The sequence below is a fragment of the Vibrio sp. MOR3 genome, from assembly GCF_001557775.1.
Lineage (GTDB): Bacteria > Pseudomonadota > Gammaproteobacteria > Enterobacterales > Vibrionaceae > Vibrio > Vibrio jasicida.
Window position 1 is genome coordinate 28,751 of the sequence record NZ_LNRD01000018.1, and the last position, 16,921, is coordinate 45,671.

Sequence of the window (16,921 nt, forward strand, 5' to 3'; positions counted from 1 at the left end):
GGCTCTTAAAGAGCCTTTTCAAATCCTTCTGTTTGTATGTGGAGAGTTATTTGTAGAGACCAGATTGTTTTTCATCTCTGGCATCACGCCAACCACCTAACCAATATGACCGAGCATCAATTTGTTGATACGGACAAGCCTCTTGAGACCTCCCATTCAACCCAGCTTTATAGCCTTGAGATTGAGCTCGTTCTAGGCGATCACGCTTTTGTCTCTTCATAGTTAATTCCTCATACAGGTCCATTTACTAACGTACAGCTGATATTGTGAAACTTTGATGGAGCTTTTATGACTCCACTTATAAGAATCGATCAATTTGAGGATTTTCTCAAGGCATAAAAAAACAGAGGCTCATTTCTGTGAGCCTCTGCTTGATTTAAAAAATACTGACTATTTTCTACGGAACCCGAACAAACCTAGCATGGTCAAAGCCAACCAACCTAGACCCGCACCTTGTCGTTCTGCCGAATCTTCTTCAACGCTACGCGTTTCAATATCAGCAGCCGTTGCCCCAGCAATTGGGATTAGCTTAACGGCAACGATCTTCTCTTCACCATCACATGACGAGTTATGCGAGGTCGTTTTATAGCCACCACTACACATCATCGCTGTACCGGAAATTACGCCTGCATCGTTGATGTCCGTAGCATTAATGATACGGAATGCATTGTTCTCATCAGAGTGATCACCACCATTCGTTAAGTTATCTAAGAACCATGGCTTACCATCAAATAGTGTTGTAGAACGATCACTTGTCAGCTGTCCATCTTGGGTATACGGATAAATGAAACCACGTTTACGGCGAGGTTTACCATCATCTTCACGAGTGGCCTCTGCATCTAACTGACCCACAATTTCATTGTAAGCGTTAATACTACCCATGTGACCACCGGCGCCACTGAAGAAAATCCCTGTTGTTGGATAAAACGCACTAACAGACTCAGCAGTCACGTTATCAACGATAAACAATCGATTAGGAGCAGAGCCTGTTGGCATTAAATAACCACCGGAACGTTTTGCTTCACCAATGGCGACAAAATTGTCATTGACGTCGGTTAAGCGAGAGTTTGAATGGACTGTATCACCATCTATACGTTGCTGTGCACCACTAACTTGTTTATTTTCCCAAGTAACGCCTGCGATAGAACCTGCTGTCGGCAATGTACCAACAAAAACAGTCGCATTCATGTAGTTGTCATCTTTGTAAGTGTTGTAACCTACGCCATACACCTTGTTACCACTTTCAGCGATACCACGCATGCTGCCTTGCGCTAAACGCTCACCATCTTTCGCAGTTCCGCTTGGCCATTCAACCTGACTGACGGCTCCAGTTTGATCCCAAATCGCTGCTTTTGATGTGTGATGGGTCCCGTTATCGTTTGAGGCTTTCTCTGAGATACTACCTACCGTAAACTTGCCATCAGTACGCCATGCACGGCTAGCGACGACGGTTGCATCTTCATCGCTTGGGACTATTGTTGGAAGAACAGGAGCTACTACTGTGTTTCGAGTTTCCAATTCAGAAGAATCAGAGCTACTCACAATACTTTGGTTACCAACAGCCTCTCCGTCCTCGGTAAGGCTGTTAATGACATTGTTGTATTTGTTTTCGTAAGCGTTTTCATCGCCTTCGACGAATGCAAAAGCATTTGTTGTAAAGTCTTTACTTAGCTCTTTACTCCATGGCTGCCAATGAACTGATGCCCAGGACTCACATGTTGAATAACGACGTTCGTTGTAACAATAGCGTTCGAAGTCGTCATATTCTTGTACATAATAGAAGCCAGAGTCCATCGCAAAAGGCACTTCCTCTCGGTAGCTAACACCATCAACGGCTTCACTTGCAGATAACGGTGTTGTACGAGTCTCGAGAGCAAGCTTGAATTGTTCTGGCGTACACCCTGCTGAATCGTTGAAACAACCTAAGGCATACGGAGCATCTGTACCAGGGTTTTCTACATCCCCCTGTTGGATCGCGACACCATAAGCTGTTGAGTAATCAATATTGTCCCCGTTGACTCCAGGATCCACCTCAACCACTTGATACAATGCTGCATTCGCATTCATTGCCGTGCCAACCATCATCGCGACGGCGGTCAATTTGAATTTGTTACTACAATTCATCGAATTCTTAACTGTCCTGTTGCATTGCTTCGAGTTCTTCCCATCTCTCGAATGCGATTTCCAACTCCTGCTCTACAGCAGTGAGCTGTTCCAATACCGGTTGAGTTTCTTCTACAGATTTGGCAAAAAACGATGGGTCATTCACCTGTTCTTGTAGTGCCTCAATATCCGACTCTAATTGTTCTAGTTTAGCTGGAAGAGCCTCTAATTCTCTTTGCAGCTTATACGATAACTTCTTCGAGTTGTTCTTAGGTTGCGTAGTTTTGGGAGTTTCCTCAACCACTTTCTCTTTCTTCGCTGTTTTTTCAACCGAGCTGCGCGAAGCAAGAGCTTGTTCACGTTGCTGTCTTGCATCGTGATAACCACCAACAAATTCCTCAATTATACCGTTACCTTCAAAAATCCAACTGGTCGTTACTGTGTTGTCGACGAACTCACGATCGTGGCTAACTAATAGTAACGTACCCTGATAATTGGCAAGCATTTCTTCTAAAAGTTCCAACGTTTCGATATCCAAATCGTTAGTTGGTTCATCAAGAATAAGTAAATTGTTTGGTTTCAACAATATACGAGCAAGTAACAAACGGTTCTTTTCACCACCTGAAAGTGCTTTAACTGGCGTTCTAGCACGTTTCGGAGCAAACAAGAAATCCTGTAAATAACTCAATGCATGACGCTGGCGACCACCAACCATCACTTCTTGTTTGCCGTCTGCTAGGTTATCGATAACCGTTTTTTCAGGATCGAGAATTTCTCGGTACTGGTCGAAGTAAGCCACCTCGAGTTTTGTACCGCAATGCAAACGGCCGCCTTGAGTTTCTAACTGACCTAATAGCAGCTTGAGCACGGTACTTTTACCGCAGCCGTTAGGACCAATTAGTGCAATACGATCGCCGCGCATAATGTTGAAGCTGAAGTTATCAACGATATTTTTACCGTCAAAAGCAAAAGAGATATTCTCTGCTTCAAAGACAATCTTGCCTGAACGAGAGGCATCATCGATGTTTAAGTTTACCTTACCCTGAACTTCACGGCGGTCACTGCGTTCTTCACGTAATTTTTTTAGAGCTCTTACTCGGCCTTCGTTACGAGTTCGACGTGCTTTAATGCCTTGTCGAATCCACACTTCTTCTTGAGCAAGTTTTTTGTCGAATTCTGCATTTTGCATTTCTTCAACACGAAGCATCTCTTCCTTCTCTACAAGGTAGTTCTCGTAATCTCCAGGGAATGATGCTAATTGACCGCGGTCGAGATCGACAATACGCGTTGCCATTGACTTGATAAACGTGCGGTCGTGCGAAATAAAGATGATCGAACCTTTAAAGTCTTTGAGGAAGCCTTCTAACCACTCAATGGTGGTCACATCAAGGTGGTTCGTCGGTTCGTCCAAAAGCAATACATCTGGATCGCATACAAGCGCACGCGCGAGTGCTGCTTTACGTTGCCAACCACCGGACAAATCCGTCAATTTTGTTTCGGGACTCAGCTTGAGAGCGCCCAAAACGTTATTAACGCGGTCATCAAAACGCCAAGCGTTCAAGTGGTCGAGTTGTTCTTGCACTTTTGCAAGACGATTAATGTTCTTTTCGCTCGGGTCATGCGTAACAAGATCAAGAAGATCATGGTAGATCTTGAGTAAATCGCCGACTTCTGCCAACCCGCCAGACACAAATTCGTAAACCGTGCCCTCTTGGTTACGAGGGGGATCCTGTTCTAAACGCGAAACCACCACATCTTGAGTCACTTGAATTTTGCCATCATCAAGCAAAATGTCTCCAGCGAGTACTTTCATCAAAGTTGATTTACCAGCACCATTTCGCCCTACTAAACAAACCCGTTCGTTTTCTTGTAGAGCAAATTCTGCTTTATCAAGCAGTGGATGGTCCCCAAATGCAAGTTGTGCATTATGAATGGTAAGTAATGCCATTATTTTCCAACCAATTTTTGAGTTGTTCCAAGTCAAACGGCCAGTTCAACTCAGAATTTTGATATTTTAACACAGGGATTGTGACGCCGTAACGCGAGAAGAGTTCATCATCTAGTGCAATATCGACAATGTTTGTGTGTTCGGCGAGACCTGCCTGACCCATAAGGTCATGTGCCATCTCACAGAGATGGCATCCTTCAGTGCTGTATAGTGTGAACGCTTGTAACATCCTTTTATCTTTAATCCTTTGTTTATTCTACGTGAGACACTAACCAACAGTTGTGAATATGTTTATTGCGAGAGAAGTCTAGTGGCAATGTTTGCGAAGAAATATTCTGCGCTTTTAGCCCTAACTCTGCCAACGCAGCTTCATCCATTTTAAAGTGGCGTTTATTGTTTGAGAAAACGATCGTGCCACCTGAACGCAACAAACGCTTGAGATTGGTCATCAGCTTAATGTGATCACGCTGCACATCAAATGAACTTTCCATACGCTTAGAGTTGGAGAATGTCGGTGGGTCAATAAAAATCAAATCATACTCGCCTTTCGCATTCTCTAACCATTGCAAACAATCTGCTTGTTCAAAACGGTGTTGACGACCAACACGACCATTTAACTGCATGTTGTCTTTTGCCCAGTTCAGATAAGTATTCGACATATCTACCGTGGTTGTCGAACGTGCGCCACCCATTGCTGCGTGTACGGTTGCGCTACCTGTATAAGCAAACAAGTTAAGGAAGTCTTTACCCTGAGCCATTTCACCCAAGCGACGACGAGTGATTTTATGATCCAAGAACAGACCTGTGTCTAGATAGTCGTGAAGGTTTACGATCAACTTCACGCCGTACTCGTTCACTTCAAGAGTTTCAGACTCCTGACCTAATTTTTGATACTGGCTACGACCTTTCTGCTTTTCACGAACTTTAAGAACAACTTTATTCGCCTCAACACCTGTCACCTGAATTGTGGCACGGATGATATCGGTCAAACGGCGTTTCGCTTTCTCTTCTGGGATATTCTTCGGAGCTGCGTATTCCTGAATCACAATTTGGTCGCCGTAAACGTCGATTGCTACGTTGTATTCTGGAAGGTCTGCGTCATAGATACGGTAACAGTCTAACTTCTCTTTACGAGCCCACTTACCAATCTTACCAATGTTTTTCTTCAAACGGTTTGAGAAGTCAGGTGCGATTTGAACTGTGCTACCGTTCGCTCCCTTCACTTCATCAGCGCTACGCTCTGCAATGCTGTAGTTCTTCTGGTGACACGGTAACGCACCGTTATTCAGTTTAAACTGTTTATCAGCACGCATGCGAAGACAACTTAATAGTTCGTCTGAACTAGAGAAGATAGACGCGTTACAACCGCCAAATTCTGCTTTTAATTGGCCACCAAATGCTGTGTATAGCGCAATCAGACCTGGCTCAGTTCCAAGACGTTCACCATAAGGAGGGTTAGAAACGATAACGCCTGCTTCGAAACCAGCCGGACGGGTAAGAGTTGCAGCATCACCCTGAGCGAATTCAATCAACTCTTCGACACCAGCTCTGCGAGCATTGTCTTGCGCTACTTTCAGAACTCTTGGGTCGTTATCGAAGCCGAAAAACTTAGCGTCAACTTTTTTGACGCCACGACGAGCTTGTACATTAGCTTCAGATTTAATCTCTGCCCAAAGCTCAGGTTCGAAGTCTTCTAACGCTTCAAAGCCCCACTGTTTACGTTTAACACCTGGGGCCATGTTAGCGGCCATCATTGCTGCTTCAATCAATAAAGTACCAGAACCACACATAGGATCCAAAAGCGGTTGGTGAGTGTCCCAACCGCTGCGCATGATAATAGCTGCGGCTAGCGTTTCACGAAGTGGAGCTCGGCCAGATTCTGGACGGTAACCACGTTGATGAAGACCACTACCCACCATATCGACACCAAGAATCGCTTTGTCTTTATGCAGACGGACGTGAACACGGATATCCGGGTTCTCTTTACTGATGTTAGGACGAGGGAGCCCTTTTTTCTCGAAGCAGTCTACGATGCCATCTTTTACTTTCATTGCACCATACTGGCTGTTGCGGATTTCGCGGTTAGTACCGTTGAAGTCAACCACAAAACGCTTTGAGCTATGGAATTGGTTTACCCAGTTGATTGCAGACGTTGACAGGTAAAGGTCCATGTCGTCGTTACAGGTAAACTCCGATAAAACACGTACAAATCGAGACGCCAAGCGGCTCCACAAACAGCAACGGTAAATCTGCTCATTCGTTGCTTTAAATTTTACGCCTGCCTGTACTGGTTTGGCGTTTTCAATGCCTAGTTTAGTCAGTTCTTCAACCAGCAAGTTTTCCATGCCATTTGAAGTTACCGCGAGATATTGATTCATAGTGTTCTTTCGTCGATAAAAAATGGCTTTGATTATACCTGACTTTACGATCAATGCCTCGTTTTTAAAGGCTTTTTCGATTTGTTAGCGCAATCCATCACCAACCCTTCCCGCTGAAAGTCAAAACACAACGCCTGTCATCAAGAAATAAGTCTCTTTTTCATTACCTAATAAAAACAAGCTCTCCAGAAGGAGTGAATACTTATTTACCTTAAACTTGGTCTATACCAGCTGAGAGTTGATCGTGTAATTTACTTACAAAGCGAACGTATAGGGGAATAAAAGGTGAAATATTAGGCGCAAAATTGCCTAATTTAAGGAAGCGCTAATATGAAAAAAGTGAAATAAAAGTGAGCTGCTTCATATATGAGATACGAAATCCCCCTCACCTAGGGGTGAGTTTGGAGCATGTACTAGGAGAGATTTGGAAAATTCTAGGCAAAAAAAATCGACCTAGTACGGTCGATTAATGCAAACAAAGGAACGAAATACAAAGAAAATCAAAAAGGAAACTACCCTACCATTGCCATTGGTGTCATTATAAATAAGTGATTAGCACATGACATTCTGTCATGCATGACTTTGATAGGCTGGCCGAAACCAAGTGCTTTACTTCCATTGAGCAAGAACTCTTCTTGCCCTACATAAGCACAAAGGCTAGAAGTATCACCTGCCTCAAGGACAATAAACACACCTTCGGAGTGTTGATTCGTTAAGAAAACCATATCCCCTTCTTCCGGTTCGTGATCGCATGCTTGAGCATCGAAGAACCAGCTCTTAGGCTGTACAGGTTTGTGGAAGCGTTTGGCGGCCACACAATAAAGTGTTAACTCTGCTTGGCGGTATTCGTTTATGTCGAGACAGCGAATTCGTTCGTTGTATGTTTGAAACGCGCTTGCATCATCAACTGTGAATTCATTTTCTGAGAAGGCGCAATTGACCAACAGCTTACGGCATAGATTGGTTTGGAAAATCATTTCCTCCCCTAAATCCAGCATTAAGCAAGCTTTGTGCTCGTCAAAATACCAATTCCATTTGTCGCTGGGTTTAAGCATTATTCCGTTCTCTTGTGACTAATTAAACAGCAATAAGAGGTAAGACGCTTAATTACCTACTCATGATTTTTAAATTTTACAAACGAACGGACAAAAAAAAAGAGGAAACGAATTCCTCTTTTTTAGTAACAAGCGTCGATTTCTCAACGATTTAGCGATTGATCTTATAGATTTTTAACAATATCGCGTACGAGACCAGGTCCGTGGTAGATAAAGCCTGTGTAAACTTGAACAAGTTGCGCACCTGCCATCATTTTCTCTTTTGCGGCAACGTATGAGTCAACACCGCCCACACCGATGATCGGAAGTTTGTCGCCAAGCTCTTCATGAAGTTTACGCACAACTTCTGTTGAACGTGATTGAACCGGACGTCCGCTTAGACCACCCGCTTCGTTTGCATGTTTCATGCCTTCAACAACAGTGCGATCCAGCGTTGTGTTTGTTGCTATAACGCCGTCAATGTTGTTCTTGATCAGAGACTCACAAATCTGGCTGATTTCGTCATCGCTCAAATCTGGTGCAATTTTCAGAGCAAGTGGTACGTACTTGGCATGCTTTTCTGCAAGTTCTGACTGTTTTTCTTTAAGTTCAGACAGTAATTCGTCTAACGCTTCACCGTACTGAAGTGAACGAAGTCCTGGTGTATTTGGTGACGAGATATTCACAGCGATGTAACCTGCGTACTCGTACACTTTTTCCATACAAATCAGGTAGTCCTCTGCCCCGTTCTCAATTGGTGTGTCTTTATTCTTACCAATGTTAATACCAAGAACGCAGTTGTATTTTGCCTTTCTCACATTCTCAACTAGATGATCCACACCTAGGTTGTTAAAGCCCATACGGTTGATGATACCTTCCGCTTCAACTAGGCGGAACAAGCGTGGCTTGTCATTACCTGGTTGCGGACGAGGAGTAACAGTACCAACTTCGACAAAACCAAAGCCCATAGCGTCAAATGCTTCGATACATTCGCCGTTTTTATCCAAGCCAGCAGCAAGACCAACTGGGTTACGGAATGTAAGTCCCATGCATTCAACTGGACGGTTCGGTAATTGTTGACGATAGAAAAGATCGAGAGGAGTGCCGTTGAAGCGTTGGAAGTTTTTGATTGCAAGATCATGTGCCTTTTCGGCATCAAGTTGAAAAAAGCCAGTTCTGGCTAGACGGTAAAGCATTGTGCCTCCGAAAGAAAAAAGCCCCGTGTAAACGGGACAATATTATTTACTGTTTTTCGTCTCAATTCAATGAAAATGAATGAATTCAGCAAAATTGTACTTCTTATTTTAATTTTTCTTATAAAAACAGTCTATTATAGCGCTAATACCTATACAAAACTGATGGCTTTTTCGTTAAAAGCAAACGATTTCACGCGATGAAAACTTAAACTCTACGTTACATTGTCACTAAGGTTTGTGGTTTCGATTGCTTTAAGCATTAAAAAGCCTCGCATTTGCGAGGCCTTTATCTGAGTCAACTTACCCTATTCGTTCGAGGAACAATTTAGGTTAAGCAAAACCAACTCTCGAAGTGCTACTGAGAACTTCGCAAACTCATGAACTGAACCGACTTTAAATTCGTTTAGAATACTCTCCCAACGATGTAAAGACAGCTCATTCGTTGACATCCAATCCTCTAACGCTTGAATCACATCAAGATCTTCGCTTGAACAACCACAAGTCAACACTTGAGCCGTCAACTGACGTTGTTGCCAGTCTAGATCTTCACGGAATGCCGCTCGCGCCAATGCCTGCCAATTATTATCAACGGCTTGGCTATTGATTTGCTTCAAGAACCAGTGAAGTGATAAACGGTCACCCAAGTTGAAGTACAACTTCGAAGCTTGCTCTACTGTTTTACCTGTTTCACTTGCTACTGTTGAAATATCCAGTGCTGATTGTAAGCTTGATAGACGAGCAACATGATGTGCTAGCTTCTCTTCTACTCCGCGTTCAACCCACTTCTTCGCAAGTTCGTTGTGCTCTTCTACTTCAGACTCAACTAGCATGGTGTCTAGTGTTTCAGTGATAGTGTGAACATCGTCTTTATACAAAGCAACCAGCTCAGTCACTGTGCTCTTACTGCTACGATTACGTAGTAACCAGCGAGAGATACGGCGCAATGCACGACGTACGTAGAACATGATCTCATACTGTGCTTCTGCGGTTGCAACGTTATCAAGTGCACGGGTTTGCTTAAGAATATCTTCCAGTTCGAAGATTTCACGCGTCGCACTGTAAGCGTTCGCAATATCAACCACACTCGCCCCCGTCTCTTCTTGAAGACGAGTCACGAAGTTACAGCCCATTTCATTAACCATTTGGTTTGCCAGAGCTGTTGCGATGATTTCGGCACGCAGCGGGTGGTTTACCATTTGATCTTTATAGTTACGGCGTAACTCACTTGGGAAATAAGCAACCAGTTGTTTTCCATGGAATTCATCATTTGCGATTTCGTCAGCAACCAATTGCTCTTTCAGAACCATCTTACCGTAAGCTACGAGCACTGAAAGTTCAGGACGTGTCAGACCAAGACCTTGTTTTTCTCGCTCAATCAAGGTTTCATCGTCTGGAATGTACTCAAGAGCACGATCCAAGTACCCTGCCTTCTCCATAGTGTGGATAAAGCGGATTTGCTCTTTAACGATGCCAACACCTTGTTGTTCAGTCACCGAAATCGACTCAGATTGACGGTATGCATCGTCCAATACGATTTCGCCTACTTCGTCTTCCATCGATTCAAGAATCTGGTTGCGTTGTTTAACCGTTAAATCGCCATTTGATACAAGGCCGTTCAAGAAGATCTTAATATTTACTTCGTTGTCCGAACAGTCTACGCCGCCAACGTTATCAACAAAGTCAGTATTTACACGACCACCTGTGGTTGCGTACTCGATACGGCCAAGCTGAGTCATACCCAAGTTACCGCCTTCACCAACGACTTTCGCTTTCAAATCACGTCCATCGATGCGAAGTACGTCGTTTGCACGGTCGCCAACATCGGTGTGTGTCTCGCTAGAAGCTTTAACGTAAGTACCGATACCACCATTCCAAAGCAGATCCACTTCCATTTGCAGGATCATCTTAATCAGATCGTTTGGCGCTAGAGACGCTTTTTTCGTGCCCAGCATTTTTTGGATTTCTGGCGTTAATTGGATCGATTTAGAGCGACGAGAGAAAATACCACCGCCCTTCGAGATCAAATCCGTGTTGTAGTCTTCCCAGCTTGATCGAGGTAGGTTGAATAAGCGATCACGCTCTACCCAACTGGTAGCAGAGTCAGGATTCGGGTCAATGAAAATGTGCATGTGGTTAAACGCAGCTTGTAAGCGAATGTGCTTAGAGAGCAACATGCCGTTACCAAATACGTCCCCAGCCATATCACCGACACCAATAGCCGTGAAATCAGTGGTTTGACAGTTGATACCCATTTCACGGAAGTGACGTTTTACCGACTCCCAACCACCTTTCGCAGTGATACCCATTGCTTTGTGGTCGTAACCATTAGAGCCACCTGATGCAAACGCATCACCTAGCCAGAAGTTATACTCGTCAGATACAGAGTTTGCCAAGTCAGAGAAAGTTGCAGTGCCTTTATCGGCTGCAACAACCAAGTATGGGTCGTCCTCATCATGACGCACGACACTCTTCGGCGGAATGACTTCACCTTCGATGATGTTATCGGAAACATCCAATAGTGCGCGGATGAAGCGTTTATAACAACGCTGACCTTCGGCAAAAATTTCATCACGGTTAGTTAGAGTGTGCTGACGTTTACATACGAAGCCACCTTTTGCTCCCACTGGAACAATCACCGTGTTTTTAACTTGTTGAGCTTTGACCAGACCAAGAATTTCAGTACGGAAGTCTTCTTGACGGTCTGACCAACGCAGACCACCACGTGCGACTTTACCGCCGCGCAGGTGAACACCTTCGATATCAGGCGCATACACAAAGATCTCAAATGCTGGCACTGGTTGAGGAATATCTGGAATTTCGCTTGGTTTCATCTTCAATGATAACCAAGGTTTTGGCTGCTTATCTTCGTCTAACTGGTAGTAGTTCGTACGTAGCGTTGCTGTGATCATTTCCATATAACGACGGATAATACGATCATCATCTAGGCTTTCAACGCGATCCAATTGCTCGGTTATTTTCTTTATAAGATCGTTCTGACCTTTCTCACTACCCTTGTGTTTTGGATCGAATCGCTTAGCAAACAGATTCACCAAACCTGTTGCCAAATCTGGGTAATGGCTCAGGGTATCCTCAATGTATTGTTGGCTGAATGGGAAGCCAACTTGGCGCATATAGCGAGCGTATGCACGAAGAATTGAGATTTCACGACCAGACAGTGAAGCGCCCAGCAATAAGCGGTTGAAGCCATCACTCTCTAAATTACCAGCCCAAATCGCAGCAAATGCTTGCTGGAAACGATCGCGAGCTTCACGAAGATCAACGGTCTTGTCGCTCTTATGCAGCATTGAGAAATCAAGGATCCAAAACGTTTGGCCATTGTTGGTTTCGATCTCATATGGAGATTCGCCGATCACACGTAATCCTAGGTTTTCCAACATTGGCATCACGTCAGATAGGTGAATTGGCTCGTTGCGGTGGTATAGCTTCAAGCGCACCGCTTTCGATTCTGCCGCCTCTTCTTGCGGGCGATAGAACAGCATGCCGAGTTTGTTGTCATCGCTTAACGCTTCTAGACGTTCGATGTCTGCAACCGCAGAACCTGGCATCATGTCTTCTTTATATGAACGTGGGAATGCGCTCATATACTCTTTCGAAAGCGGAAGACCTTTGCTTTCACCGAAGTTAGCAATAATAGATTCTTTTAGGCGATCATCCCATGAAGTCGATACTTCCATTAAGTTCTGCTCAATCTTTTTCACGTCTACATCAATGTTGTTATTGTCTACACGAACAATGTAATGGGTTCTCGCCAGCGGACTCTCTGAGAAGAAGGTTGTGAATTCAACTTCTTGCTCACAGCCAAAATACTGCTTAAGAATACGTTGTGTTTGACGGCGAAGCTCGGTGTTGTAACGATCTTTTGTCACATAAACCATGCAGCTGAAGAATCGGCCAAACGGGTCTTTACGAACAAACAGACGTAACAAGTCACGATCTTGCATTTGCACGACGCCCATCCCCACTTCTAGTAGCTCTTCTTCACGAGCTTGAAGCAGTTCATCACGTGGGTAGTTTTCTAGGATGTTGTGCAGGGCTTTGTACGAGTACGATCCGTTACGGTAGCCACTCGCTTCTAGAATACGATCCACTTTCTCGCGGATCAGAGGAATACTTTGTACGGCTTGGTTGTATACCGCAGAAGTGTATAGACCAGTAAAGCGATGCTCACCGACTACTTTGCCGTTCTCATCGAATTTTTTAACACCAATGTAGTCAGTGTATGCTGGACGGTGAATACGTGATGCTTGATTGCCCTTAGTGATGATCAGCGCGTAAGGTTTTTTCGCTTCAAGGCGCGCAGAGTCTGACAGCTCAGAAAGCTTGATGCTGCGAACGCGACTGTCATCAGCAAACATGCCAAGGCCTTTCTCTTTCACCGGCTGAAGCTCAGTATCACCATTGACACTGACAAGATCATATTCCTTATACCCCATGAAGGTGAAGTTATGATCCCCTAACCAGCGTAGGTATTCGATCGTTTCATCTAAACGATCTGTTTTCATTGAAACACGATCTTTATTCTTCTCAAGGTCGTTGGTGACGATCTTAAGTTTTTCAACCATTTGCTTCCAGTCATCAACGACTAAGCGCGTGTCAGACAAGATAGTGAGCAGCTCATTTTTTAACGCTTGCATTTCATCTTTACTGGTTAAGCGATCAACTTCGATGTGGAATAGAGATTGAAGGACGCCGCCTTCACCATTAATGTCTGTCACTTGCCCTTTCTTATCGCGTTCTAGTTGCGTTGGGTTGTTAAGCATTAAGTGAGAGACAAGATCGAGTCGCGTTAGCGCCATCTTGATGGAATCCACCAAAAATGGGCTATCTGGAACAACAATTTCAACAATAGTGTGAGTCGATTGCCAACCTTGGCGGCTGACTGCTGGGTTAAATACCCTTACAGAGATGTCTTCTGGTTTCTTTTCATTGACGTGATGCCACAGACTAACCACGGCACCATAAAGGTCGGATTCGTTTCGCTGAATCAAGTCATCATCAGCAATGTTACTAAATAAGTGTTGAGCAAGTTTAGTTACAAGCGGTTGGTGAGAAAGCTCGAGTTTGTCTTGAATTAGTTGGTATACCTTTTCAAGCAGAACCGGCACTACATTTTCACGCGCGGTCATATTCACACTCCACATTAGAATTGTTGTTTTGTAGGGGGACTTAGTTTGGGGTTTAACCCCGAAACTAAGCATAGGTAATGCATACACTTATTGTAAAAGCATAATTACAAATGTTTAACAAAAATTCGCAGTGGTAAGAGGTGAAATGTTTGATTATGTGACTAAGATTCCTGTTTAACTCACTAGGAATATCAGGCATCACAGAGTTTCTAACTTTAGAAACTTATTATTTTGGTCAGTTGTGAGTCTAAAACGACCTCTAACGCCTAATTGACTAAGAAACGGTCTAAATTTTGATGCATCTAGTTGCACTCTTAAACCATTGTCAGTGATGACTTGTACCGAACTAGCGGCACCGGAATAGTGTGAAAGAAATGTTTGATAAGAGATATTGAGAGAGAAGTAATACTGGTTCATTAGAATGGATTATTGTCAGAACAAAAAACTAGGGTGACCTTAACGACCACCCTATTCTTTTGTAGATTATTCGTCTAGTGCTTTAGTCACTTTTTCGAATAGGTCTTTCGCTAAATTGTCCATCGCTTTAAGCTTTTCAAGCTCTGCACGGATAAGCGCTTGGCGGCCTTCATCGTATTTACGGAACTTCAATAGAGGATCGATCATACGAGACGCCACTTGTGGGTTGGTATCGTTCAACTGACGAAGGATCTCACCAGCAAACTGGTAGCCAGAGCCTGATTTATCATGGAAGCGCACAGGGTTTGCGTTTAAGAAAGAACCAATCAAGCTACGCGTACGGTTCGGGTTCTTCAAGCTAAATGCTTCGTGGCTCATGGTTTCTTTCACTTTCTCAAGTGCGTTTTCAACCGGGTTGCTGCCCTGAAGAACAAACCATTTGTCCATAACCAGACCATCGTGCTTCCACTTGTCACTGTAGTCCGCCATTAGGGCTTCACGACATGCAAGTTGTGCATTGTTCGCTGCACTCATTGCCGCGATCGTGTCTGTCATGTTGTTTGATGACTCGTATTGCGCTTTAGCTAGTTCATTGCCCTTTTCAGTGTGAGCTAGGAACTGCAGACATTGGTTACGCAAAGCTCGTTTACCAATAGCGTCGTGGTCAATGCTGTACTCTGCTTGGTTCAATGCATGGTAAGTAGCACTCAGTTCATCTTCTAGCTCTTTAGAAAGTGACACTGTAATGTTATTCAGTACCGTATCTACCGCATCAATATCAATCTGCTTATACCAACCGGTGATTTCGTTAATTGAAGGTAAAGACAGAACTTGTGCGATAAACGCTGGCTCAAGATTCGCATCAAGTAACACGCCACGGAATGCATCGATTAAGTCTCCTGATAGCTTAACCTCATCACCCGCTTGAACGTTAGTTACGTTTTGACGAATGTACTTCGCTAGCAGCATTTGGCTTGCATCCCAACGAGCAAAATCGTTTGTTGCGTGCTTCATCAAGAAGATCAGTTCATCATCGCTGTAATCGTATTCCAATTTAACCGGTGCAGAGAACTCACGAAGCAATGATGGCACTGGTTGTTCTGCAACGTTTTCGAATACGAAAGTCTGTTTATTTTGCTTCACGTCCAGAACGTTGTGTACCGATTCACCGTTGATAACCAGTGGAATCACGTCACCGTTTTGCGCGTATAGCTCAATATCGAATGGAATATGTAGCGATTGTTTTTCTGATTGGTCGTGCGTTGCTTCAGTAAATTGCTCAACCGTTAGTGCGTAAGTTTTTGCTTCCGCATTGAATTCACTGTTTACACGAAGTGTTGGCGTGCCAGACTGGCTGTACCATAAACGGAATTGCTTAAGGTCAACGGCCGTTGCGTCTTCCATTGCAGAAACGAAATCTTCACACGTTGCTGCAGTACCATCATGACGGTCGAAGTACAGTTTCATGCCTTTTTGGAAACCTTCTTCGCCAAGTAGCGTATGATACATGCGGATCACTTCGCTGCCCTTTTCGTACACGGTTAGCGTGTAGAAGTTATTCATTTCAATAACTTTATCCGGACGAATTGGATGCGACATTGGGCTTGAATCTTCCGCGAATTGAGGACCGCGGATAATGCGAACGTTGTCGATGCGGTTTACTGCACGTGAACCAAGATCAGATGAGAACTCTTGATCGCGGAACACCGTTAGGCCCTCTTTCAAACTCAGCTGGAACCAGTCACGACAAGTAACACGGTTACCCGTCCAGTTGTGGAAGTATTCATGACCGATTACCGCTTCAATGCCAAGGTATTCGCGGTCAGTCGCGGTTTTTTCATTCGCAAGCACAAACTTCGAGTTGAAGATGTTCAAACCTTTGTTTTCCATTGCACCCATGTTGAAAAAATCAACGGCCACGATCATGTAGATATCTAGATCATACTCAAGACCAAAGCGGTCTTCATCCCACTTCATTGAGTTGATAAGCGAAGTCATCGCATGACCAGCACGATCTAGGTTGCCTTTGTCGACAAAGATTTCTAGGTCAACTTTACGGCCAGATGTCGTCGTGTATTTATCACGTAGAACATCAAAATCACCTGCAACTAGTGCAAACAAATAAGCAGGCTTTGGATGAGGGTCTTGCCATTGAACCCAATGACGACCGTTTTCTGCTTCGCCTTCTGCAACGCGGTTACCGTTGCTAAGTAGGAACGGATAAACAGCTTTGTCTGCAATCACTTTTGTTGTGTATTTCGCAAGAACATCTGGACGGTCTAGGTAGTAAGTAATACGACGGAAGCCTTCTGCTTCACACTGCGTACAAAACGCACCACCTGATTTGTAAAGACCTTCAAGTGCCGTGTTTGCTTCTGGGTCGATTTTAGTAATGATTTCTAAATCAAATTCCGCAGGCAAATTGGTAATAACTAAAGAGGCTTCTTTTACTTCGTGATGAGCCCAATCTTCACCATTTACTTTTACGGAGCGAAGCTCTAGCCCTTCACCGTCTAATTCTAAAGTTGTTGATTCACCCTTTTGAACTACTTTTGATACTGCGGTCACGATAGTGTCGTTGTCGTAAAGATCAAACGTTAAATCGATATCAATAATCGCATGCGAAGGCGCTTGATAGTCTTTGCGATATTTTGCTTGGGGAGCTTGAGACATGTCCATAAATCCTTGTATATAGAAC

General features: G+C 44.0%; 10 protein-coding genes. All 10 read right to left on the bottom strand.

Annotated features, from left to right (window positions below; all coding sequences use genetic code 11):
- Positions 1 to 46: 46 nt before the first annotated feature.
- Positions 47 to 220 (bottom strand): ribosome modulation factor, encoded by a 174-nt coding sequence (rmf, locus tag ATB76_RS23575; protein ID WP_005532367.1) that lies wholly within the window; start codon positions 218 to 220, stop codon positions 47 to 49.
- 170 nt (positions 221 to 390) lie between these two features.
- Positions 391 to 2,124, bottom strand: a complete 1,734-nt coding sequence (locus ATB76_RS23580; protein WP_061036187.1) for a DUF3466 family protein — start codon at positions 2,122 to 2,124, stop codon at positions 391 to 393.
- A 7-nt stretch (positions 2,125 to 2,131) separates the two neighbouring features.
- Complete coding sequence (locus tag ATB76_RS23585; protein WP_038872963.1) at positions 2,132 to 4,051, bottom strand: ABC transporter ATP-binding protein; 1,920 nt, start codon at positions 4,049 to 4,051, stop codon at positions 2,132 to 2,134.
- Positions 4,029 to 4,280, bottom strand: coding sequence for a glutaredoxin family protein (locus ATB76_RS23590; RefSeq protein ID WP_042603388.1), 252 nt, complete (start codon positions 4,278 to 4,280; stop codon positions 4,029 to 4,031). The genes ATB76_RS23585 and ATB76_RS23590 overlap by 23 nt, the downstream gene beginning before the upstream one ends.
- 22 nt (positions 4,281 to 4,302) lie before the next feature.
- Positions 4,303 to 6,429 (bottom strand): bifunctional 23S rRNA (guanine(2069)-N(7))-methyltransferase RlmK/23S rRNA (guanine(2445)-N(2))-methyltransferase RlmL, encoded by a 2,127-nt coding sequence (gene rlmKL, locus ATB76_RS23595; protein WP_061036188.1) that lies wholly within the window; start codon positions 6,427 to 6,429, stop codon positions 4,303 to 4,305.
- 512 nt (positions 6,430 to 6,941) lie between these two features.
- Entirely contained in the window at positions 6,942 to 7,484 is a 543-nt protein-coding gene (locus ATB76_RS23600) for a cell division protein ZapC (protein WP_042603386.1), read from the bottom strand.
- Between the two features lie 164 nt (positions 7,485 to 7,648).
- A complete protein-coding gene (gene pyrD / locus ATB76_RS23605) occupies positions 7,649 to 8,659 on the bottom strand; it encodes a quinone-dependent dihydroorotate dehydrogenase (protein WP_038872975.1) in 1,011 nt (336 codons plus the stop codon).
- A 305-nt stretch (positions 8,660 to 8,964) separates the two neighbouring features.
- Positions 8,965 to 13,806: an NAD-glutamate dehydrogenase gene (locus ATB76_RS23610; protein WP_061036189.1), complete on the bottom strand. Its 4,842-nt coding sequence runs from the start codon at positions 13,804 to 13,806 to the stop codon at positions 8,965 to 8,967.
- 198 nt (positions 13,807 to 14,004) lie between these two features.
- Positions 14,005 to 14,223, bottom strand: a complete 219-nt coding sequence (locus tag ATB76_RS27565) for a DUF2835 domain-containing protein (protein ID WP_078607003.1) — start codon at positions 14,221 to 14,223, stop codon at positions 14,005 to 14,007.
- Positions 14,224 to 14,289: 66 nt separating this feature from the next.
- Entirely contained in the window at positions 14,290 to 16,896 is a 2,607-nt protein-coding gene (pepN, locus tag ATB76_RS23615) for an aminopeptidase N (RefSeq protein WP_061036190.1), read from the bottom strand.
- Positions 16,897 to 16,921 lie beyond the last annotated feature (25 nt).